The sequence below is a fragment of the Zavarzinia marina genome (assembly GCF_021568905.1).
In the GTDB taxonomy this organism is placed as follows: domain Bacteria; phylum Pseudomonadota; class Alphaproteobacteria; order Zavarziniales; family Zavarziniaceae; genus Zavarzinia; species Zavarzinia marina.
This window is the reverse complement of record NZ_JAKGSB010000001.1, coordinates 1089883-1108803: the sequence shown is the minus strand read 5'-3', so window position 1 is coordinate 1108803 and position 18921 is coordinate 1089883. Positions and strand designations below refer to the sequence as shown.

Sequence of the window (18921 nt, the reverse complement as noted above, 5' to 3'; positions counted from 1 at the left end):
AGATGGTCATGGATGTCGATATCGCCGTCGTCGGCGCCGGCCCCGCCGGGCTCTGCTTTGCCCGGGCCATGGCGGGCAGCGGCCTCACCGTCACCCTGATCGAGCCCCAGCCGCTTGCCGCCCTGGCCGATCCCGCCTTCGACGGGCGGGAAATCGCGCTGACCCATGAATCCCGCCGGATCATGGAGGATCTGGACCTCTGGCCCCGGATCGACGCGGCCGAGATTTCGCCCCTGCGCGATGCCCGCGTCATGGACGGTCCCTCGCTCTTCGCCCTCAACATCAAGGCCAGCACCGTCGGCCAGGATCAGCTCGGCTTCCTGGTGCCCAATCATCTGATCCGCCGCGCCGCCTTCGACGCGGTGCGCGACAGCGCCTGCGCCACCATCCTCGATGGACGGAAAGTGGTGGGGCTGGAGCGTCTGGGCGCCGCCGGCACCCGTCTCGACCTCGATGACGGCACGACGCTTCAGGCCCGTCTCGTCGTCGCCGCCGACAGCCGTTTTTCGGCGACGCGCGAGATGCTGGGCATCGGCGCCACCAGGCGCGATTTCGGCCGCACCATGCTGGTCTGCCGCATGGCCCACGAAAAGCCGCACGAGCATATCGCCTGGGAATGGTTCGGCTATGGCCAGACCCTCGCCCTGCTGCCGCTCAACGGCGCGCAGGGAGACGGGCTTCAGGCCTCCGCCGTGCTGACCCTGCCGCCGGAGCGCATGGCCAAGGTCGCGGCCATGGACGAAGACGAATTCAACGCCGAGATGACGCGGCGCTTCGACGGCCGCCTGGGCGCCATGCGCCTCGTCTCGACGCGCCACAGCTATCCCCTGGTCGGCGTCTTCGCCAAAAGTTTCGCGGTGCCGGGCGCGGCGCTGGTCGGCGATGCCGCGGTCGGCATGCATCCGGTGACCGCCCATGGCTTCAATTTCGGCCTGCAGTCGGCGGAACGGCTCTCGATGCGCATCCGCAAATCGGCCGCCATCGGCCTCGACATCGCCGACGGCAACATGCTGGCGGAATACGACCGGGTGCACCGTCTGGCCACCGCGCCCCTCTATGAGGCGACCAACATGATCGCCGGCATCTTCACCGACGAGACCCTGCCGGCGGTGGCCCTGCGCAAGACCATGCTGCGCGTCGCCAACGGCCTCGCCCCGGTGAAAAAGGCGATCGCCGCCCATCTCACCCAATCGGTCGCCTGAGCAAAAAACGCGTCATCCCGGCGAAGGCCGGGATCTCGTGACCAGTGGGCGCTTTTTCCGGTGGAAGGTCCCGGCCTTCGCCGGGACGACGAAAGCCTGCTACTCCGCCGCCTGGGGCGCGGCCTCGCGGTATTTCGAGGCGTCGGTGGTGTATTCGGCGTGGCCGTATTCGATCAGCAGTCTGTCGAGCTTGGCGATCAGGCGGCGGTCGGCGATCTCACGGAGGCCCGGCACGCGCAGGGCCAGCTTGTAGGCCCGCTCCCGCCCATAGATCAGCAAGCCCATGACGATGAAGACCAGCCTGTCATAGGGCCGGAGCGCCACCCCCATCAGCGCGGCCTTGCCGGTCTTGTCGCCGGCCAGGAACGATCGGTTGAAGAAGACGCGGGCGAAGCTTCTTTCCAGCCAGTCGTAGACCCGGTTCCTCAGGGAGCGGTCGGACGGGAAATAGGCCGCCATGGTGGCGCGCACCAGGGCGCCGCAGGTCTCGTCGTCGTAACCGTCGCGCAAGGTGCCGCTGTAGACCGTCATGGCGTCGTTGATGCCTTCGGGCGTCGCCGGCAGCAGATCCTCCGGCAGGCCGAGGAGCCAGCAGCGATAGCGGTTGAACTCGACGAAGGCCCGTTCCTGGGGCGTGAAGGTGCTGCGGCCCTGGCGCATCATCTTGAAGGCCAGCAGGAAGACGGCGATCGTGCCCGCCGGCATCTGGTCCACCTGCGGCACCGGGATGCCATAGACCGGGACATCCCACCGGCTCGATCCGCGCAGCACGTTGAAGCGGACCATGGAATGCATCAGCCGCACCATGGCCGCCGCCTTGAAGCCGGAGCCGAAACGGCCGAGGGCGCCGGGCAGGGAGGTCGTCGTGAAGAAGGCCGCCGTCTCCTTGATCCGGCGCACCGCCGTCTCGTGCGACAGCGTGCCGGTCAGGGCCATGGGCAGGGCCGAATATTTGTTGAGGAAGGTGGCGACGAAGGCGCCGCGCACCACGAAGGGCGCCAGATTGGCGGACGGATTGCGGCTGGCCCTGGCGCCGTCCTCGATCAGGCTCATGTCGATCCAGTCGGGCGTCGCCTCCATGGCGCGGATGAAGGCGACCAGTTCCGGCGGCGCGTCGGCGACCTGTTCCACACCCTTGTCGCAAGCCTCGGTCAGCATGGCGATCAGGCGGCGGAATCCGTATTGCGGCATCAGGGCGGCATAGGCGTCGGCGACAGCATCGCCCAGCATCGTATAGGCCCGGGCCCTTGCGACGGTCTCGGGATCGGCCAGCAGGCGGCGGCGGTTCGCCTCGGCGCGTTCACCGCGCAGCGTGCTCGGAATGTCGAGATCGCCCGCGAAACGCTCCGGCGTGACCGAGAAATCCACCTTGCCGTACATCGCCGGCAGACGTTCCGCCTGGGCCGCCACCCGGGCCTGCAACGACGCGAGGCTTTCCATATCCGCCCTCCCGGGAACTTACATTTATTAAGTTATGATTTGTAAGTTATGCTGCGACGATGGAAACGGCAAGCCTGAAACGCACCGCGAAGACACCGCCCCGCCGGCGCATGTCCCTCGAAAAGCGGCGCGGCCAGATCATGGATGCGGCCCGCGACGTCGCGGTGACGGAGGGTTTTCACGCCGTCACGCTGGAGCGGATCGCGCGCGCCTGCGGCATCACCCGCACCCTGATCTATCAGCAGTTCGGCAATCTGCCGGGCCTGTTGCTGGCCATGGTCGACCGGGAGTTCGAGCGCGCGGGCGCGGGCTTCGAGCGCGCCGCCCAGCGCCCGCCGGCCAGGGGCCAGTCGCGCTTCGCCGCCGGCGTCGCGGGCGTCCTCGAAGCGGTCGATGCCGCGCCGGCCACCTGGCGCATGCTGTTGATGCCGAGCCAGGGCGGCCCGCCGGAACTCCATGAACGGCTGGAAGAGGCACGCCACCTGACCCGCGCCCATATGGAAGCGGCCATGCTGACGGCCGATCCCGATCTCAGCCATCTCGCCAATCCGGACCGCGAACTGGCGATCCGCATGCTTCATGCCGTCTCCGAAGACCTCGTCCGCCTCCGCCTCACGGATCCCGAGACCTATTCGGTCGACCGCCTTCTGGTTCAGGCCGAATGGCTGGCGAAGGCGATGTTCGCGCGCGCCTAGTCCAGCACCCGGAGAGCAGGCCCCAGCGGCCAGGCCAGGCGGTCGCGCGTCGCATAGGGGGTGAAGCCGAAGCGCTGATAGAGGGCGAGGGCGCGGGGGTGGTCGAGGGTGCAGGTGTCGACGGTCATGCGCGAAGGGCCGCGTTCCCAGCCGAGTTGGATCGCCTGATCCAGCATGAAGGGGCCGAGCTTGCGGCCGATGAATTCCGGCATGATGCCGAACAGACCGAGGTCGATCCTCGTGCCGCCGTCATGGGAGACCAGTTCGAAGAAGCCGGCCGGCGCCCCCTTGAGGTGCAGGACATAGAGGCCGTAGCCGGGATCGGCCAGACGGGCCGTCAGGCGCTCGTCGTCCCAGCGCCGGCGGTCGATCCACATCCAGTCCCGCCCGACGTGGTGATAGAGCCAGCGGTAATAGGCGAGCGGCGGCTCCTCCACCCGCATCAGCACATGGGGTTCCATCGGTGGCGGGGCCCGGCGCGGGGCCGGGCGGGCCGTCATCTCCAGATAGGTGATGCGGCTCTCGCGCGCCGGACCGGACTCGGGTGTCCAGTCCGGCGGCGGCGCCTCTTCGTTCAAGATCGGGCTCAGGCTTCGACGGGGGCGTCGGCGCGCGCGCCCCATTCGGCCCATGAACCGTCGTAGAGCGAGAGATCGCGGGCCCCGATCTCATGGAGCGCCAGCAGCACGATGGCGGCGGTGACGCCCGAGCCGCAGGTGCCGACCACCGGCTTCAGCGGATCGACGCCGGCTTCGGCGAATTTGGCGGCGAGGGCGGCATGGTCCAGGAAGACGCCGGTTTCGGGATCCAGCAGTTCGGACGCCGGGACATTGATCGAGCCCGGGATATGGCCGCGCTTCAGGCCGGGGCGGGGTTCCGCCTCGGTGCCGTCGAAACGGCCGCGGCTGCGGGCGTCGACCACCTGTTCCTTGTGGGTCACCAGATTGTGGCGCACCTGGTCGTAGTCGCGCAGCAGCATGGTGTTCTCGCGCGCCGTGAAATGGCGCTCGCGCGGGATCGGCGGCAGATCGTCGACCTGACGGCCCTCGGCCCGCCATTTGGCCAGGCCGCCGTCCAGCACCATGACGTCGTCATGGCCGAAGGCGCGGAACATCCACCACACGCGGGCGGCGGCGAAGGGCGCGCCGCCGTCGTAGACGACGATGCGGTTACCGTCGCCGAGGCCGAGCTTGCGCACCCGGGCCGAGAACTTCTCGGCCGGCGGCAGCATATGGGGCAGGGGCGAGGTGAGATCGGCGATCTCGTCGATGTCGAAATAGACCGCGCCCGGAATGTGACCGGCGGCATATTCGGCCTTGGGGTTACGGTTGGCGCCGGGCAGATACCATGAGGCATCGACCACGCGCACGTCCGGCGCATCCAGGTGTTGGGCAAGCCATTCGGTGGTCACGAGGCCTGTCGCATTGGGCATAGAGGTTGCTCCGGTTCTCGGTCAAAGCCAATAATCTGGTCAAAGCCAATCTGGCGACGGCAGATTCCGCGCCTTCAGGAATTCGGGATTGTACATCTTGCTCTGATAGCGCTGGCCGCCGTCGCAAAGCACGGTGACGATGGTATGGCCGGGGCCGAGGTCACGGGCGAGGCGTATGGCGCCGGCCACATTGACGCCGCTGGAGCCGCCGAGGCAGAGCCCTTCCTGCTTCAGAAGGTCGAAGGCGACCGGCAGGCTCTCGTCATCCGGGATCTGATAGGCCATGTCGACCGACAGGCCCTCGAGATTGGCGGTGATGCGGCCCTGGCCGATGCCTTCGGTGATGGAGGTGCCGGCGGATTTCAGTTCGCCCGTGGTGTAATAGCTGAAGAGGGCGGCGCCCGGCGGGTCGGCCAGCGCGATCTTCACGTCCGGATTCCGTTCCTTCAGGTACATGGCGACGCCCGCCAGGGTGCCGCCCGAGCCGACGGCGGCGACGAAGCCGTCGACCTTGCCCTCGGTATCGGTCCAGATTTCCGGCCCCGTCGTCTCGTAATGGGCCTGACGGTTGGCCACATTGTCGAACTGATTGGCCCAGATCGCCCCCGCCGGCTCCTGCGCCGCGATCTCTTCCGCGAGGCGTCCCGAATATTTCACGTAGTTCATCGGGTTGGCGTAGGGCACCGCCGGCACCAGTCGAAGGTCGGCGCCGGCGAGGCGCAGCATGTCCTTCTTTTCCTGGGACTGGGTCTCGGGCATCACGATCACGGTGCGATAGCCGAGCGCATTGCCGACCAGCGACAGGCCGATGCCGGTATTGCCCGCCGTGCCCTCGACGATCACGCCGCCCGGCCGCAACAGGCCCCGGCGTTCGGCATCGCGCACGATGAAGAGGGCGGCACGGTCCTTGACCGAACCGCCGGGGTTGAGGAATTCGGCCTTGCCCAGGATCTCGCAACCCGTTGCCGCCGATGCCGCCCTGAGGCGGATCAGGGGGGTATTTCCGATGGTGTCGATGAAGTCTTCGCGAATCGCCATGCGCGGTTGCGCCCGTCTTTATGTTCTGGGTTTGGTTACCGCTGAACCTAATGGCGCGACAGGGCCGGTTCAAGCCTCGCGGCGTGGCGGATCGGCCCAGCGCCGGCGCAGGTCGTCGCGGTTCAGGGCCAGCCAATAGAGCGCCAGCAGGGCCGGCATGCTGCGCAGCTTGCCCTGGCCGGCCAGCGCCATGGCCGCCTCGAACGGCAGGATGTGGGTGCGGATGTCCTCTTCCTCGGCGTCGAGGCCGTGGACGCCCCCGTCCCCCGGCGACAGGTCGCAGCGGCCGACGAAGATGGTGGCGCGTTCCTTCAGGCAGCCGGGGGAAGGATAGACCGCCGCCACCTCGGCAAGGTCGATGATGTCGACGCCGGCTTCCTCCACCGCCTCGCGGCGGGCCGTGACCGCCGCATCCTCTGTCGCTTCGGTGCGGCCGGCGACCGCCTCGAACAGCCAGGGGTCGTCGTCCAGCAGCAGGGGCGCGGGGCGGAACTGCTCGATCAGCAGGACCAGATCGCGCGCCGGATCATAGGGCAGCACGACCGCCGCCAGCCCCTGTTCCAGCATGTCGCGGCTGACTTCCGCGCTCATCGAACCGTCGAAGCGGCGATAGCGAAGGCGTACCACCACCTTCGGGTAGAAACCGCCGTGGACGATCTCGAGGGACGAGACTTCGACTTTCCTGTCCATCCAGGACACTCCGAAAAAAGCTGATACGACAAAGGGTTGGCGGAAGATGCGGCGCATCGGAACCTTGGGCGGGCAATTCCGTTGGTTCTATGCGCAGGGGGCGAGGGGGCCTGCCGAAAGGCAAGCGACCCAGCAAGTCTGATAGGAGGACGAGCCATGTTCAAGTCCAAGACGATCGCCGCGCTTTCCCTGGTTGCCGTGCTCGGTCTCGGCGCCTGCTCCGGTCTGAACCATCAGGAACAGCGCGCCCTGTCGGGCGGCGCCATCGGCGCCGGTGCCGGCGCCGCCATCGGCGCGATCACCGGCGGCAGCGCCGTGGGCGGTGCCCTGATCGGCGGCGCCGGCGGTGCCGCAATCGGCGCCATGACGGCCGACGACGACGATTGAGCCGCGAAGACCGGAAGGGCCCGAATCCCGCCGGCGATCGCGCCGGCGGGATTTGGATTCATTTTTCGCGGACGCAGCATGATCCGCGCCGCGCATCGCGTCGTATTCAGGACAGATTTCGAGCGTGACGATGCGGATCGACGTTTGCGATGACCTGGTCTCATCCCTTTCCGGAAATGCTGATCGACCATGCGGCCGCGCCCGGCGGCGGTCTGCAGGATCTTCTGATCGACATTCATGCCGACTATTGCGAGGACTGCCGGCGCCAGCTTCGATGGTTGAGCGGCGTCGGCGCCCTGGCCCTGGAACAGGGTGAGCCCGCCGACCTGACGCCCGAAGCGGCGGCCGGCATGATCCGGAAGATCGTCGACATGCCCCCGGCGACATTTCCGCCCCTCGCGCCGCCGTCCGGCGCGGAGCGCGGCATCCTGCCGCCGTCGCTGCGCGCCTATCTCCACTGCGATGCGGATGGGCTGCGCTGGCGACCGCTCCTGCCGGGGGTCCGGCGCCATGTCATCGACAGCGAACACGGCATGCAGGCGGAACTGATGAAGATCAGGGGCGGGCGCAGTGTTCCCCGCCACACCCATACCGACGGTGAAATGACCCTCGTGCTGACCGGCGGCTTCCACGATGGCCATGCCCACTACGGTCCGGGCGACATCTGCTTCGCCGACCCCAGCATCCATCACCGGCCGACGGCGGATGCCGGCGGCGACTGCATCTGCTTCTGCCTGACCCGGGCGGTGCCGCATTTCACCGGGCCCGTCGCCCGCATGCTGAACGTCCTGAGCGGCAGGCGCGACTAAGATGGTCGGGGCAGGGCCGCCACCGCTCCGGGCCGCCGGCGGGACCGATCTGCTCGGCCGTTATGTCGCCGTGCTCGAAGGCTTGACGGCGGAAACCCTGGACAGGCTGGATACCGTGATGGCGCCCGACATCGCCTTTCGCGACCCCTTCAACGCCGTCCTCGGCCTCGGGCCGACCAAGGCGATCTTCGCCCATCTCTTCCGCGACTGTACCGACGTCGTCTTCAAGGTGACCGCCCGTTTCGAGGACGATGCGCGCGCGGCTCTGCTGTGGCGCATGGATTATCGCCTGCGCCGTGGTCGCGGTGCGCCCTTGCGCGTGATCGAGGGGATGAGCCTGCTCGATCTCGATCGCGGGCGCGGCGTCGTTGCCGCCCATGCCGATCATTGGGACGCGGCCGGCCAGTTCTACGAGACATTGCCCGTGATCGGCACCCTGCTGCGCCTGATCCGGCGGCGGCTGCGGGTCGCCTGAGGGGCCGGCTCAGGCCGTCTTCCTGCGCGCGGCCTGGCGGGCCAGTTTCCGCTCCATCATGGCGCGGAGCCTCGCGTGGCGCTCGCGGGTGATCGGGTAGTTCCAGATGATCCGCACCGACAGCAGCCGCAGCACCGGCGGCACCACGGCGAAGAGCGCGATCAGGGCGATGATCGCCGCCTGGGGACTGTCGCCGGTCTCGGTCGGCCGGAAGCCGAAATGGCCGAGCAGGGGCAGGGTGATGCCGGCGGCGATGCCCGACGCCAGCTTGGTCACCATGTTCCAGATCGCGAAATAGAGCCCGGCGCGCTGTTCGCCGGACCGGATCGAGTCGATGTCCACCACATCCGCCTGCATGGAAGAGGCGAGGATCTGGTCGCAGCCGAGGCTGAACCCCGTGAAGATGGTGATGACAAAGAAGATCCAGACGTCGCCCGCGCCGAGGAACGGCGTGATCAGGAAGGCGACGGCCGACGAGATCATCGAGAAGGCCCATGTCCGATGCTTGCCGAAACGCTCCGCCAGCCACATCCAGGCGGGCACCGCGACGATGCCGGCTAGGAAGTAGGTGAGCAGCAGCATGGGCCCGAAATCAGGGTCTTGCAGCACGAACTTCACGTAGAAGAAGAACAGCGTGGCGACCATGGCCTGGGCCGTCGCGTTCAGGAGGAAGGCGCTGATCAGGCGGATGAAGGGCCCGTTCTTGCGGACCGCGTCGAAGCTGGCGCGCCAGCCGTGGTGCTGGCCCCGGGCGGCGAGCACCGGCGGTTCCGGCACGCGCCACAGGATCAGCCCGACGGAGACGGGCAGGATCACCATGACGAAGATGCCGATGGCGGCCATGGTCGCGGTCTGGCCGGTCACGCCGAAGAGCTTCAGGATGGTCGGCACGCCGGCGGTGAGCACGGTGCCGACCAGCAGGAAGACTTCGCGGATGCCGGCGACCCTCGTGCGTTCGTCGAAATTGCCGGTGAGCTCGGCGCCCCAGGCGACATAGGGCACGATCACCATGGTCCAACTGCCGTAGAGCAGGACGGTCCAGAGCGCGAAATACTGCCAGCCGACCTCTTCGGGCGGCAGGAAGACGTGCCAGATGGCGATGGCCAGCAGGGCGCCGCCGATCACCATCCAGGGCCGGCGCCGGCCCCAGCGGGTGCGCAGCCGGTCCGAAATCGTGCCGAAGGTGGGATCGAAGACGGCGTCGGCCAGGCGCACGGTGAAGAGGACATAGCCCACCACCTCGGGGTGCAGGCCCTTTTCCTCCGTATAGAAGGGCACCAGGAACAGCAGCAGGGGAATGCCGACGGCGGTCAGTGCCAGGGCGGGCAGGCCGTAGATCCAGACCTGCGCGGCCGGCAGCCGCGATTTATCTTTTTCAACCACGCTCGATCGTCACCCGGTGCCGGACTCGAAAGGGCCCATACCATAGGGCTGGCGGGGCCGTGAACCTAGCGCGAATTCACCGCCCGGTTTCGGGCCTTTCCTCAGGTTCGGCGCAGGGCGAATTGCGCGACGTCGATCGAGGCGGTGCGGAACCCCGCCTCGCAATAGGCGAGATAATAGGTCCAGAGCCGGCGGAAGCGGTCGTCGAAGCCGAGCGGGCGCAGACCCTCGAACGTGCCGAGGAAGCGCTCGCGCCAGAGCCGCAGGGTGCGGGCATAGTCGGCGCCGTGGCGGCTCTCCCCGGTGACGGCGAGGCCGGCACCGGCCGCCGCGCGGGCGAAGGCCTCGGGCGAGGGCAGCATGCCGCCGGGAAAGACATAGTGCTGGATGAAGTCGACGTTGCGGCGATAGCGCGGGAAATAGCGCTCGTCGATGGTGATCACCTGCAGCGCCGCCGTGGCCGCCGGCTTCATCGCCGCCGACAGGCGTTCGAAGAACCGGGGCCAATAGGCTTCGCCCACCGCCTCGAACATCTCGATCGAGGCGACCTTGTCGAATTGGCCCCTGACGTCGCGATAGTCCTGCAGGCGGATGTCCACCCGCTCCGCGAGGCCGGCTTCGAAGATGCGGCGGCGGGCGTAGTCATGTTGCGCGGCCGAGATGGTGACGGCGGTGACCCTGGCCCCCCAATGGCTGGCCGCGCGTTCCGCGAACCCGCCCCAGCCGCAGCCGATCTCGAGCAGATGATCGTCGGGGCGTAGATCCAGCTTGGCGGCGAGGCGGTCGTATTTGATGGTCTGGGCGATGGCGAGGTCCTCGACGCCCGAGGGGAAGACGGCGCCCGAATAGGTCATGGTCTCGTCCAGCCAGGCCCGATAGAAGTCGTTGCCGAGATCGTAGTGAAAGGCGATGTTGCGCCGGCTGCCGGCGCGGCTGTTGCGCCGTGCGAGATGGCCGAGGCGGGACAGCAGCCGGGCCCAGGGCATGCCGTCCAGTACCCGGTCGAGCAGCGCCTCGTTCACATTGGCGAGCGCGAGCAGGGCGGCCAGGTCCGGGCTGTCCCAGGCCCCGTCGAGATAGGATTCGGCGAAGCCGAGGCCGCCCTTCAGAAGGACCCGCCGGGCAACCGACGTATCGTGCAGCCTGATTTCGGCGACGGGGCCGGGCCGGCGCCCGCGCAGCACCACGGTCGGCCCCGCCGGCAGGCCCAGCAGCACCGTGCCTTCCTCCATATGGCCGGCAAGGCGCAGCAGCACCCGCAACCAGCGCGACAGGCCGGGCAGGGCCAGCGCCGCCTCGCGCTCGATCACGCCGTCGGCGAAGGCGGAAAGGCCGGGGTGTCGGATGGCTGTGGTGGTGGTCAGGCTCATGGGCGCGCTCCGGCGGGGGGCTTTGCGGGTTTCGGATGAATGGCCACGCCCTTGAACCAGAGGCGCAGCGCCTGCCAATGGATGGCGGCGACCACCTTCAGGGTCATGAGCGGATGGGCCGCGACGGCCACCAGAAGATGGCGGTCGGTGAAGGGGCGGCGCCGGCCCGACAGGCTGGCGGTGAGCAGGCGGCCCTCGGCATCGAATTCATCGATCACCAGACGCAGGCGCGCGCCCGGTGCCGACAGGCGGAAGCGGTAGCGCACGTCCATGGCGATGAAGGGGGAGACGTGGAAGCACTTGTCCGCCGCCTGCGCGATCGCGCCGTCGGCGTCGGGCACGGCCGGCAGGACATAGCAATGGCTTTCGCCGAAGGTGTTGTTCACCTCATGCACCACGGCGGCGATCCGGCCCTCGCCGTCCTCGACGTAATAGACCGACAGCGGATTGAACACGAAACCCCAGAGGCGCGGGAAACACAGCAGGCGGATGCGTCCGCCCGCCAGCCGTTCCATGCCGTGCGCGGCCAGGAGGCTCTCGATCCAGGGGCGCAGCGGCCCGCCGTCGCGCGGTCCATGGTCGCGGTCGTGAAAGGACAGGAGATTGAAGCGGTTCCACGAGAACAGCCGGCTTCGGGCCGCGACCTCGCCGATCCGGTCGATGTCGAGCAGCAGGGAGAACACGCGATAGCGGAAATGGTGGCGGCGCGGCCGGAACCGGCCGTGAAACACGCGACCGTGATAGAGGCCGGCGCCGTCCATGGCGATGTTGCCCCGGTCGATCATTCCGCCGCCGCCCTCAGGCCGGGCGCCAGCCAGTGGGGCGGGGCACCCAGGGTGGCCGCGGCGGCGATGCCGGCGTTGAGCCCGTCCTCGTGGAAGCCGTCGCCGCAATAGCTGCCGGCGAACCACAGCCGTTCCCGGCCCTGGATCTCGGGCAGGCGGGCACGGGCGGCGACGGCACCGGCGTCGAACATCGGATGTTCGTAGTCGAAGCGCGCGAAGACCGCGGATTCCGCCAGATGCGCCGGCGGGTTGAGCGAAACGAACAGGGGCTTTGCCGGATCGATGCCCTGCAGGCGGTTCATCCAATAGGTCAGGCTGACGGCGCCTTCGGCGTCCCCCGCGCCGGTCAGATGGTTCCAGCTCGACCAGACGGCGCGGCGGCGCGGCATCAGGCCGGGGTCCCGATGCAGGACGGCGTTATTGCGCGAATAGCGAAAGGCGCCGAGCAGGGCGGCTTCCATCGGCGACGGGGCGTCGACGAGGCGCAGCGCCTGATCGGCGTGGGTGGCGACGACCACCTCGTCAAAGCGGTCGCGGCCGCCCCTGTCGTCGATCACGGTGACGCCGAAGCGGTCACGCTCGATCCGCACCGCCGGACAGGACAGGCGGACGCGTGCGCCGAGATCGCGGCCGATCGCCTCGACATAGCGGATGCTGCCGCCCGTGACCGTGCGCCATCGCCGGCGGTCTTCGAAGCCGCGCAGCAGGGCGTGATTGGCGAAGAAGCGCAGGAAACTCTCCGCCGGGAACTGCAGCATGTCGGCCGCCGGCGTCGACCAGATGGCGGCGCCCATGGGCAGCAGGTAATCCTCGCGAAAGCCGGGGCCGTAGCGCCCGGCCTCGATATACCGCCCGAGGCTGAGACCGGCGAGGTTTCCCGCCGCCAGGTCGCGCTGCGCGTCCGCGTTGAAACGCAGGATGTCGCGCAGCATGGCGATGAAGCGCGGCCGCGCCAGGTTCCGCTTCTGGGCGAAGAGGCTGCGCAGATTGTCGCCCGCCCATTCCAGGCTGCCGCCGCGCGCCGAGACGGCGAAGCTCATGTCGCTGTCCTGCGTCGCAATGCCGAGGGTGCGGAACAGCCAGGTCAGGTTGGGGTAGTTCGCCTCGTTGTAGACGATGAAGCCGGTGTCGACCGCGATCGGCGTGCCATCGTAGTCGATCGCGACCGTATGGGCATGGCCGCCCAGGCGGTCCTCTTTCTCGTAGACCGTGACGTCGTGGCGTTCGCGCAGCAGCCAGGCGGCGGACAGGCCGCTGATGCCCGTGCCGATGACGGCGATTCTCCTGCCCGTGATCATGCGGCGTCGTTCTCCTTGAGGGTGGCGAAGGCTTCGAGGGCGCGGGCCCGGGCGAAGCCGTGGTCGACGATGGGGGCAGGATAATCCCGGCCGAGCACGATGCCGGCACGGGCGAGGGTGGATCCATGGGCCCATGGTTCGTGGACGGCCTCGGCCGGCAGGGCGGCGAGTTCCGGCACGAAACGGCGCACATAGTCGCCGGCGGGATCGAACTTGCGGCCCTGGAGCACGGGGTTGAAGACGCGGAAGAAGGGGGCGGCATCGGTGCCGCAGCCGGCGACCCATTGCCAGCTCGCGGCATTGCTGGCGGGATCGGCATCGAGCAGCGTGTCGCGGAACCAGGCTTCGCCCGCCTGCCAGGGCTGCAGCAGATCCTTCACCAGGAAGGAGGCGGCGATCATGCGCACCCGATTGTGCATCCAGCCCGTGCGCCACAATTCGCGCATGCCGGCATCGACGATCGGATAGCCGGTCAGGCCGCGCTGCCAGGCGGACAGCGCCGCATCGTCGCGGCGCCACGGAAAGGCGGTGAATTCAGACCTGAGCGGGGTGGTCGCCATTTCGGGCGCATGGCACAGCAGATGATACGAGAATTCGCGCCAGCCCAGTTCCGACAGCAGGCGCTCGGCGCCGCCGGCACATGCGGGTTCGCGGTCCACGGCGTGATGCAAGGCGTGCCAGACCTGGCGGGGCCCGATCTCCCCGAAGGCGAGATGGGGCGAGAGCCGCGTCGTCGCCGCCAGGTCCGGCCGGTCGCGGTCGCGGGCATAGGTGCAAAGATGATCGGCGATGAAGCGGCGCAGGCGATCCGCCGCGCCCGCCTCCCCGGGCGTCCAATGGGGCACGAAGCCCGCCGCCCAGTCCGGGCGGCGCGGCGGCAGATGCCAATCGTCCAGGGCGTCGCTGGCTATCCGGCCGGCAAAGGCCGTGGCGCGGGGGGGCGGGCCGGGCACGTCCGGCGGCGGAGCCGCCCGGCAGGCGCGCCAGAACGGCGTGAAGACGCGGAACGGCGTGCCCGCCTTGCTGGCGATCGTCCAGGGCTCGAACAGCAGGGCCGCGTTGAAGCTGGTGGCGGCGATGCCCCTTGCCGTCAGTGCCGTCCTGATGCCGGTGTCGCGTTCGATCGCCGCCGGGTGATAGAGCCGGTTCCAGACCGCTTCGGCGGCACCGCATTCCTGCGCCACCTCCGCGACCATGCGGGCGGCATCGCCCCGCCGCAGCACGAGCGTGTGACCGGATGCGCGCAGCTCCCGGGCCAAAGCCGCGACACTCTGGTGCAGCCACCAACGCCCGGCCCCGCCGAGCGTCTCGTCACCCTCGTCGAGGATGAAGAGCGGCACGACGGGACGGCCGGTGCCGGCGGCATAGGCGAGGGCAGGGTTGTCCGCGAGGCGAAGGTCGCGGCGGAACCAGACGAGGACGGGGGCGGTGGTGTCGGCTCTGGGCATCTCGGCATCACTGAAGTGTCGAGTCTGATACGCCGTGGTGCCGGCGTTGGATCCCTCGTGCCTGGCCGAAAGGGTGGGCCGGACGAAATGGCGCGACCGACGAAAATCCTTGCCAGTGCCGCCCCGCCCCGCAGACTGGCGCCGAACGAGGGGAGGAACCTTACATGGACGACGCCGTCACGCAGCTTCTGGCACATCCGCCGCATTGGACGCTGCTCTATGCCGGGCTCAATGCCCTGGTCACTTTCGCGCTGGCCTTCCGGGTCGGGCTTCAGCGCATGAAGGCGAATGTGATCTTCGGGCCGGGGGCGGAGGTCGACAGCCCGCTGCAGCGGGCGATCCGCGCCCATGCCAACAATGTCGAATATGTGCCGCTGACCCTGATGCTGATCGCGCTGCTGGAGATCGCGGGCCAGCCGGCCTGGCTGATCCATGCGCTGGGCGCCGCACTCTTCGTCGGGCGGGTGGCGCATGGCATCGGCCTGAACATGACGGCCGAAAGCTCGCCCGGCCGGCTCTACGGCATCCTGCTGACCTGGATCGCGCTGCTGGTCGCCGCGATCTGGTCGATCGTCACCGTATTCCTGTGACCTGAATTTCAGTGACCTGAAACGAAGCGAGGGGCCGAAGCGATGGCTTCGACCCCTCGAATATGGCTCCCCGGGCCGGATTCGAACCAGCGACCAACCGGTTAACAGCCGGTTGCTCTACCGCTGAGCTACCGGGGAACAGCCGGCGAAGCCGGCAAAACCGTTCCCGCCGAAGCGGAGGCGGGCCTTATACAGCCGAATCGTTCCGCTGCAAAGACCCTATGTCCCGTCGCGCCGAACTTGCGCCGCTTTCGGCCAAGCTCGCTGGAGGCGACGACCGGAATCGAACCGGTATACACGGATTTGCAGTCCGCTGCGTAACCATTCCGCCACGTCGCCCCGCGCGAGAGGGGGCGGATATAGCAGAGCCCCCAGGGCAACGCAATAAAGCATGGCGCGGGCAATGCAGCAATTCCACTCTGGCCGTCGTTGTCAGGGCCGGTGGGAGCCCTTATAAGTCGGACATCATCATAGAAGCGGATCACGAACATGGCCGATTTCGCCGCCCTCCGGCGCCTGATGCTGGACAGCCAGATCAAGCCGAACAAGGTTACCGACGTCAGGATCCACGATGCCCTGATGGCCGTGCCGCGCGAAATCTTCGTGCCGGACGCGCTGAAGCCGGTCGCCTATGTCGACGAGGATCTGGCGCTGGGCGCCGGCCGCTATCTGATCGAGCCGCGCGTCTTCGCCCGCATGCTCCAGGAAGGCGCGATCAAGCCGGGCGACAGGGTGCTCGACCTCGGTGTCGGCACCGGTTACACGGCGGCCGTGCTCGGCCATCTCGCGGCCAGCGTCACCGCCGTCGAGCCCGAGGCGGAGCTGGCGGACAAGGCCAAGGCCGCCATCGCCGGCCTCGGCCTCGAGAACGTCACCGTGATCGGCGGCGATCTGGCCAAGGGCCATGCGGCGGGCGCGCCCTATGACGTCATCCTGATCGAAGCCTCGGTCCCGGCGGTGCCGGCCGATCTCTTCGGCCAATTGGCCGAGGGCGGGCGCCTGGTCGCCGTGCTGCGCAAGGGCCCGATGGGTGTCGCCATGCTCTATACCAAGTCGGCGGGCGCCGTGGGCAACCGGCCCCTGTTCGACGCCGCGACCCCGATCCTGCCCGGTTTCGAGACCCCGCCGGCCTTCGTCTTCTGATCGCCATGGCCGAGCTCGAACTGTCGGTCGAGGATCTGGCGGCGCGCCGCGCCGCCGGCGACGACCTCTTCCTGCTCGACGTGCGCGAGCCCTGGGAATTCGAGATCTGCCGCATCGAGGGGGCGGTCAACATACCCCTCGGCCGCGTGCCGGCCGATTTCGATCCCGCCCGGGCGGGAGCGGGTCAGAACATCGTCGTCATCTGTCATCACGGCATGCGCAGCCTGCGCGCCACGCTCTGGCTGCGCGGCCAGGGCGTCACGTCCTGCTCCAACCTGACCGGCGGCATCGACCGCTGGGCGGCCGTCGTCGAACCCACAATGGCCCGCTATTGAGCCCATGGCGGGTGGAGGCGATAGGGCTTGACCTTCGGCTAGAATGAACGTTCATTCTATTCTCCTATCGCGGGTCTGCCGCCACCCCCCATGTGTTGCCACGGCAGGGCGCGACCTATAGTTTACGGTGTTAACGGCGCCGCGTTCCCGGCCGCCGGCTTTCGCAGGACGATCGATATGGCAAAGCGACTGGTTAGCCTCGTGGCTCTGATGGCGTTGAGCGGTGGCGCTCCCGCCCTTGCGGAGTCCCTCTCCGACGCCCTGGCGATGGCCTATGCCAGCAACCCCACCCTGGAGGCCCAGCGCGCCGCGCTGCGCGCCACGGACGAGGAGATCGCCAAGGCCCTGTCCGGCTGGCGCCCGACCGTGGTGGTCAGCGGCAGCGGCGGTTACCTGTCGCAGGAAAACACGGTCGCGGGCACAGGCGTCAAGGTGGATTCGGACCTCAATCCCTGGTCCGTCGGCATCCGCGGCACCCAGCCGCTCTATCGCGGCGGCCGCACCATCGCCGAGACCAGCGCCGCCGACAATCAGATCCAGGCCGGCCGCGCCCAGCTCCGCTCCACGGAACAGAGCGTGCTGTTCGCCGTCGTCCAGGCCTATGTCGGCGTGATCACGAATCAGGGGCTGGTCGAACTCAACCAGAAGAACGTCGAGGTGCTGCGCCGGAACCTGGACGCCAGCCGCGACCGTTTCCGCGTCGGCGAACTGACCCGGACCGACGTCGCCCAGTCCGAGGCACGCCTCGCGGAATCGATGGCGCAGCTTCGCCAGGCCGAGGCGGATCTGACCGCCGCCAAGCAGAATTACGAGCGCGTCGTCGGCGCCGCCCCGGGCGTGCTGGAGCCGCTGCCGGCCCTGCCGCCGCTGCCCCCCTCGACCGAGGAGGCGCGCGCCATCGCGCTTGCAGAGAACCCGGACCTGATCGCCGCCCGCTACGGCGAATCGGCGGCGCGCGATGCGATCGACGTCGCCCGCTCGGCGATCAAGCCGCAGGTCAGCCTGGTGGGCGAGATCGCCCATGCCGAGAACCAGAGCTCTTCGGTCGACGAGACCGATCAGGCTTCGATCGAGGTTCAGGTCACCGTGCCGCTCTATCAGTCCGGTTCGGAATACGCGACGATCCGCCAGCAGAAGCAGACCGCCAGCCAGCGCCTGTCCCAGGTGACGGAGGCGCAGCGCAGCGTCGTCGAATCGACTTCCAACGCCTACGAGCAGTATCAGGCGGCGCGCGAAGTGATCGTCGCCCAGCAGCAGGCGGTCGCGGCCAATACGCTGGCGCTCGAAGGTGTTCGCCAGGAAGCGGAGGTCGGTTCGCGCACCGTGCTCGACGTGCTCGACGCCGAACGCGAACTGCTGAATTCCCGGGTCTCGCTGATCCGGGCGCAGGGCGTCGAATATACCGCCGCCTTCCAGCTTCTCGCCTCGGTCGGCCGCCTCAGCGCGGAAAACCTGAGCATCACCGGCGACCGCTACGACCCGACCACCCATTACGACGCCACCCGCGGGCGCTGGATCGGCACCGACTGACGGCCCGGCCTTCCCATCGGCTTTCAGGTCACGTAGTTTGAACGGCTGAAAGCGGCGCATCTGCGGCGCATGAACCCTTCGATGCGCCGCCCAGGCGCGGGGACGAGGAATGAGCGACGAGTTGAAGCGGGAAGGTGACGGCGCCAAGGGCGAGGCCGACCCGTCGATGGAAGACATCCTGGCGTCGATCCGCCGCATCATCGCGGAGGATGGCGAGGCGCGCGACACGGCGGCGGCCGAAACCACCGATTCCGTTCTGGAACTGACGGAAATGGTGGCGGACGACGGCAGCGTGGTCTCGCTGCCGCCGCATGGTGCCGGCACCCCCGCGCCCGCGGAAGAAGCCGTGGCCGAGGCGCCGGAGCCGCCGCCGGCCGAACCGGCGCCCGCGCCGATGGTCGAGGAAGACGCCGCGCCGCCGATCGAGCCCGACCCGTCGCCGCTGGACAATTTCGCCGAACCGGCAGAGATGCCGCCCGCGGAAGAGCCCCGAGAGGACCCCGAAATGCCGAGTGACGCTTCGCCGACCGAACAATTGGTATCGGCGCCTGTCGCCAATCAGGCCCGCAACGCCTTCGCCCAGCTCGAGGATGCCGCCCGCCCGGCGCCGCCGCCCCCGCCCGTATCGGGCGACGGCCGCACGGTGGAGCAGATGGCCGAGGACTTGATGCGTCCCATGCTCAAGGCCTGGCTCGACGCCAATCTGCCGGCGCTCGTGGAACGTGCCGTGGCGCAGGAACTGGCGCGCATCACCGGTCGCGGTTCCAAGTGATCTTCCCGGGGCCGTCCCTGGCCCCGCTTTTTTTGACACGGACCCGTCGCGGTCCCGCATTGTGAACGGCCGGTGCCCCGTCGTCTCGCGACGGGCGGC

20 protein-coding genes and 2 tRNA genes are annotated in these 18921 nt (G+C 68.6%); 10 read left to right on the top strand and 12 right to left on the bottom strand.

What is annotated here, in order from left to right; all coding sequences use genetic code 11:
• The first annotated feature begins 2 nt into the window (after positions 1-2).
• Complete coding sequence (gene ubiM / locus L2U69_RS05345; protein WP_236105513.1) at positions 3-1202, top strand: 5-demethoxyubiquinol-8 5-hydroxylase UbiM; 1200 nt, start codon at positions 3-5, stop codon at positions 1200-1202.
• A 99-nt stretch (positions 1203-1301) separates the two neighbouring features.
• Here ubiM and L2U69_RS05340 read toward each other — a convergent pair whose 3' ends face one another.
• Positions 1302-2642 (bottom strand): oxygenase MpaB family protein, encoded by a 1341-nt coding sequence (locus L2U69_RS05340; RefSeq protein ID WP_236105512.1) that lies wholly within the window; start codon positions 2640-2642, stop codon positions 1302-1304.
• Positions 2643-2701: 59 nt separating this feature from the next.
• Here L2U69_RS05340 and L2U69_RS05335 point away from each other — a divergent pair, with 59 nt between their 5' ends.
• Positions 2702-3337, top strand: coding sequence for a TetR/AcrR family transcriptional regulator (locus L2U69_RS05335; protein WP_236105511.1), 636 nt, complete (start codon positions 2702-2704; stop codon positions 3335-3337).
• Here the strand turns inward: L2U69_RS05335 and L2U69_RS05330 are convergent.
• From L2U69_RS05330 to L2U69_RS05315, 4 genes are all read right to left on the bottom strand, one after another.
• The gene (locus tag L2U69_RS05330; RefSeq protein ID WP_236105510.1) at positions 3334-3915 is read right to left on the bottom strand and encodes a GNAT family N-acetyltransferase; all 582 of its coding nucleotides are present in this window, start codon (positions 3913-3915) and stop codon (positions 3334-3336) included. The two genes, L2U69_RS05335 and L2U69_RS05330, sit on opposite strands and share 4 nt — an antisense overlap.
• Positions 3916-3923: 8 nt before the next feature.
• Positions 3924-4769: a 3-mercaptopyruvate sulfurtransferase gene (gene sseA / locus L2U69_RS05325; RefSeq protein ID WP_236105509.1), complete on the bottom strand. Its 846-nt coding sequence runs from the start codon at positions 4767-4769 to the stop codon at positions 3924-3926.
• 39 nt (positions 4770-4808) lie between these two features.
• Entirely contained in the window at positions 4809-5807 is a 999-nt protein-coding gene (locus L2U69_RS05320; RefSeq protein ID WP_236105508.1) for a cysteine synthase A, read from the bottom strand.
• Positions 5808-5876: 69 nt separating this feature from the next.
• Positions 5877-6497: an NUDIX domain-containing protein gene (locus tag L2U69_RS05315; protein ID WP_236105507.1), complete on the bottom strand. Its 621-nt coding sequence runs from the start codon at positions 6495-6497 to the stop codon at positions 5877-5879.
• 156 nt (positions 6498-6653) lie between these two features.
• Here L2U69_RS05315 and L2U69_RS05310 point away from each other — a divergent pair, with 156 nt between their 5' ends.
• From L2U69_RS05310 to L2U69_RS05300, 3 genes are all read left to right on the top strand, one after another.
• Positions 6654-6884, top strand: a complete 231-nt coding sequence (locus L2U69_RS05310; RefSeq protein ID WP_236105506.1) for a hypothetical protein — start codon at positions 6654-6656, stop codon at positions 6882-6884.
• A gap of 149 nt (positions 6885-7033) precedes the next feature.
• The gene (locus L2U69_RS05305; RefSeq protein ID WP_236105505.1) at positions 7034-7693 is read left to right on the top strand and encodes a ChrR family anti-sigma-E factor; all 660 of its coding nucleotides are present in this window, start codon (positions 7034-7036) and stop codon (positions 7691-7693) included.
• 1 nt (position 7694) lies between these two features.
• A complete protein-coding gene (locus L2U69_RS05300) occupies positions 7695-8168 on the top strand; it encodes a nuclear transport factor 2 family protein (protein WP_236105504.1) in 474 nt (157 codons plus the stop codon).
• 9 nt (positions 8169-8177) lie between these two features.
• Here the strand turns inward: L2U69_RS05300 and L2U69_RS05295 are convergent, their stop codons facing one another.
• The 5 genes from L2U69_RS05295 to L2U69_RS05275 all read right to left on the bottom strand — a co-directional run bounded on the left by L2U69_RS05295 (position 8178) and on the right by L2U69_RS05275 (position 14452).
• Complete coding sequence (locus L2U69_RS05295) at positions 8178-9551, bottom strand: MFS transporter (RefSeq protein ID WP_236105503.1); 1374 nt, start codon at positions 9549-9551, stop codon at positions 8178-8180.
• A 101-nt stretch (positions 9552-9652) separates the two neighbouring features.
• Entirely contained in the window at positions 9653-10921 is a 1269-nt protein-coding gene (locus L2U69_RS05290) for an SAM-dependent methyltransferase (RefSeq protein ID WP_236105502.1), read from the bottom strand.
• Positions 10918-11706, bottom strand: a complete 789-nt coding sequence (locus tag L2U69_RS05285) for a DUF1365 domain-containing protein (RefSeq protein WP_236105501.1) — start codon at positions 11704-11706, stop codon at positions 10918-10920. The genes L2U69_RS05290 and L2U69_RS05285 overlap by 4 nt, the downstream gene beginning before the upstream one ends.
• Positions 11703-13004 carry an NAD(P)/FAD-dependent oxidoreductase gene (locus tag L2U69_RS05280; protein WP_236105500.1) on the bottom strand — a complete coding sequence of 434 codons (1302 nt, stop codon included), beginning with the start codon at positions 13002-13004 and terminating at the stop codon, positions 11703-11705. Before L2U69_RS05280 ends, L2U69_RS05285 begins: the two co-directional genes overlap by 4 nt.
• The gene (locus L2U69_RS05275) at positions 13001-14452 is read right to left on the bottom strand and encodes a cryptochrome/photolyase family protein (RefSeq protein ID WP_236105499.1); all 1452 of its coding nucleotides are present in this window, start codon (positions 14450-14452) and stop codon (positions 13001-13003) included. The genes L2U69_RS05280 and L2U69_RS05275 overlap by 4 nt, the downstream gene beginning before the upstream one ends.
• 164 nt (positions 14453-14616) lie before the next feature.
• Here L2U69_RS05275 and L2U69_RS05270 point away from each other — a divergent pair, with 164 nt between their 5' ends.
• The gene (locus tag L2U69_RS05270) at positions 14617-15042 is read left to right on the top strand and encodes an MAPEG family protein (RefSeq protein ID WP_236105498.1); all 426 of its coding nucleotides are present in this window, start codon (positions 14617-14619) and stop codon (positions 15040-15042) included.
• Positions 15043-15105: 63 nt separating this feature from the next.
• Here L2U69_RS05270 and L2U69_RS05265 read toward each other — a convergent pair.
• Positions 15106-15180 (bottom strand) — tRNA-Asn (locus tag L2U69_RS05265).
• A 127-nt stretch (positions 15181-15307) separates the two neighbouring features.
• A tRNA-Cys gene (locus L2U69_RS05260) sits at positions 15308-15381 on the bottom strand.
• 150 nt (positions 15382-15531) lie between these two features.
• On the opposite strand from L2U69_RS05260, the gene L2U69_RS05255 reads away from it, so the two are divergent.
• From L2U69_RS05255 to L2U69_RS05240, 4 genes are all read left to right on the top strand, one after another.
• Entirely contained in the window at positions 15532-16185 is a 654-nt protein-coding gene (locus tag L2U69_RS05255) for a protein-L-isoaspartate O-methyltransferase family protein (RefSeq protein WP_236105497.1), read from the top strand.
• A 5-nt stretch (positions 16186-16190) separates the two neighbouring features.
• A complete protein-coding gene (locus L2U69_RS05250) occupies positions 16191-16520 on the top strand; it encodes a rhodanese-like domain-containing protein (RefSeq protein WP_236105496.1) in 330 nt (109 codons plus the stop codon).
• Positions 16521-16697: 177 nt separating this feature from the next.
• Positions 16698-18050, top strand: coding sequence for a TolC family outer membrane protein (locus tag L2U69_RS05245; protein ID WP_236105495.1), 1353 nt, complete (start codon positions 16698-16700; stop codon positions 18048-18050).
• A gap of 109 nt (positions 18051-18159) precedes the next feature.
• On the top strand, positions 18160-18822 hold the full coding sequence (locus L2U69_RS05240; protein WP_236105494.1) for a DUF2497 domain-containing protein: 663 nt from the start codon (positions 18160-18162) through the stop codon (positions 18820-18822).
• Positions 18823-18921: the final 99 nt, after the last annotated feature.

Coding starts and splice junctions, on each gene's coding strand:
- L2U69_RS05245 (WP_236105495.1), top strand. CDS start 16,698: ATGGCAAAGCGACTGGTTAGCCTCGTGGCTCTGATGGCGTTGAGCGGT.
- L2U69_RS05280 (WP_236105500.1), bottom strand. CDS start 13,004: ATGATCACGGGCAGGAGAATCGCCGTCATCGGCACGGGCATCAGCGGC.
- L2U69_RS05305 (WP_236105505.1), top strand. CDS start 7,034: ATGACCTGGTCTCATCCCTTTCCGGAAATGCTGATCGACCATGCGGCC.
- L2U69_RS05315 (WP_236105507.1), bottom strand. CDS start 6,497: ATGGACAGGAAAGTCGAAGTCTCGTCCCTCGAGATCGTCCACGGCGGT.
- L2U69_RS05290 (WP_236105502.1), bottom strand. CDS start 10,921: ATGAGCCTGACCACCACCACAGCCATCCGACACCCCGGCCTTTCCGCC.
- L2U69_RS05340 (WP_236105512.1), bottom strand. CDS start 2,642: ATGGAAAGCCTCGCGTCGTTGCAGGCCCGGGTGGCGGCCCAGGCGGAA.
- L2U69_RS05285 (WP_236105501.1), bottom strand. CDS start 11,706: ATGATCGACCGGGGCAACATCGCCATGGACGGCGCCGGCCTCTATCAC.
- L2U69_RS05320 (WP_236105508.1), bottom strand. CDS start 5,807: ATGGCGATTCGCGAAGACTTCATCGACACCATCGGAAATACCCCCCTG.
- L2U69_RS05250 (WP_236105496.1), top strand. CDS start 16,191: ATGGCCGAGCTCGAACTGTCGGTCGAGGATCTGGCGGCGCGCCGCGCC.
- L2U69_RS05240 (WP_236105494.1), top strand. CDS start 18,160: ATGAGCGACGAGTTGAAGCGGGAAGGTGACGGCGCCAAGGGCGAGGCC.
- ubiM (WP_236105513.1), top strand. CDS start 3: ATGGTCATGGATGTCGATATCGCCGTCGTCGGCGCCGGCCCCGCCGGG.
- sseA (WP_236105509.1), bottom strand. CDS start 4,769: ATGCCCAATGCGACAGGCCTCGTGACCACCGAATGGCTTGCCCAACAC.
- L2U69_RS05255 (WP_236105497.1), top strand. CDS start 15,532: ATGGCCGATTTCGCCGCCCTCCGGCGCCTGATGCTGGACAGCCAGATC.
- L2U69_RS05270 (WP_236105498.1), top strand. CDS start 14,617: ATGGACGACGCCGTCACGCAGCTTCTGGCACATCCGCCGCATTGGACG.
- L2U69_RS05310 (WP_236105506.1), top strand. CDS start 6,654: ATGTTCAAGTCCAAGACGATCGCCGCGCTTTCCCTGGTTGCCGTGCTC.
- L2U69_RS05275 (WP_236105499.1), bottom strand. CDS start 14,452: ATGCCCAGAGCCGACACCACCGCCCCCGTCCTCGTCTGGTTCCGCCGC.
- L2U69_RS05335 (WP_236105511.1), top strand. CDS start 2,702: ATGGAAACGGCAAGCCTGAAACGCACCGCGAAGACACCGCCCCGCCGG.
- L2U69_RS05300 (WP_236105504.1), top strand. CDS start 7,695: ATGGTCGGGGCAGGGCCGCCACCGCTCCGGGCCGCCGGCGGGACCGAT.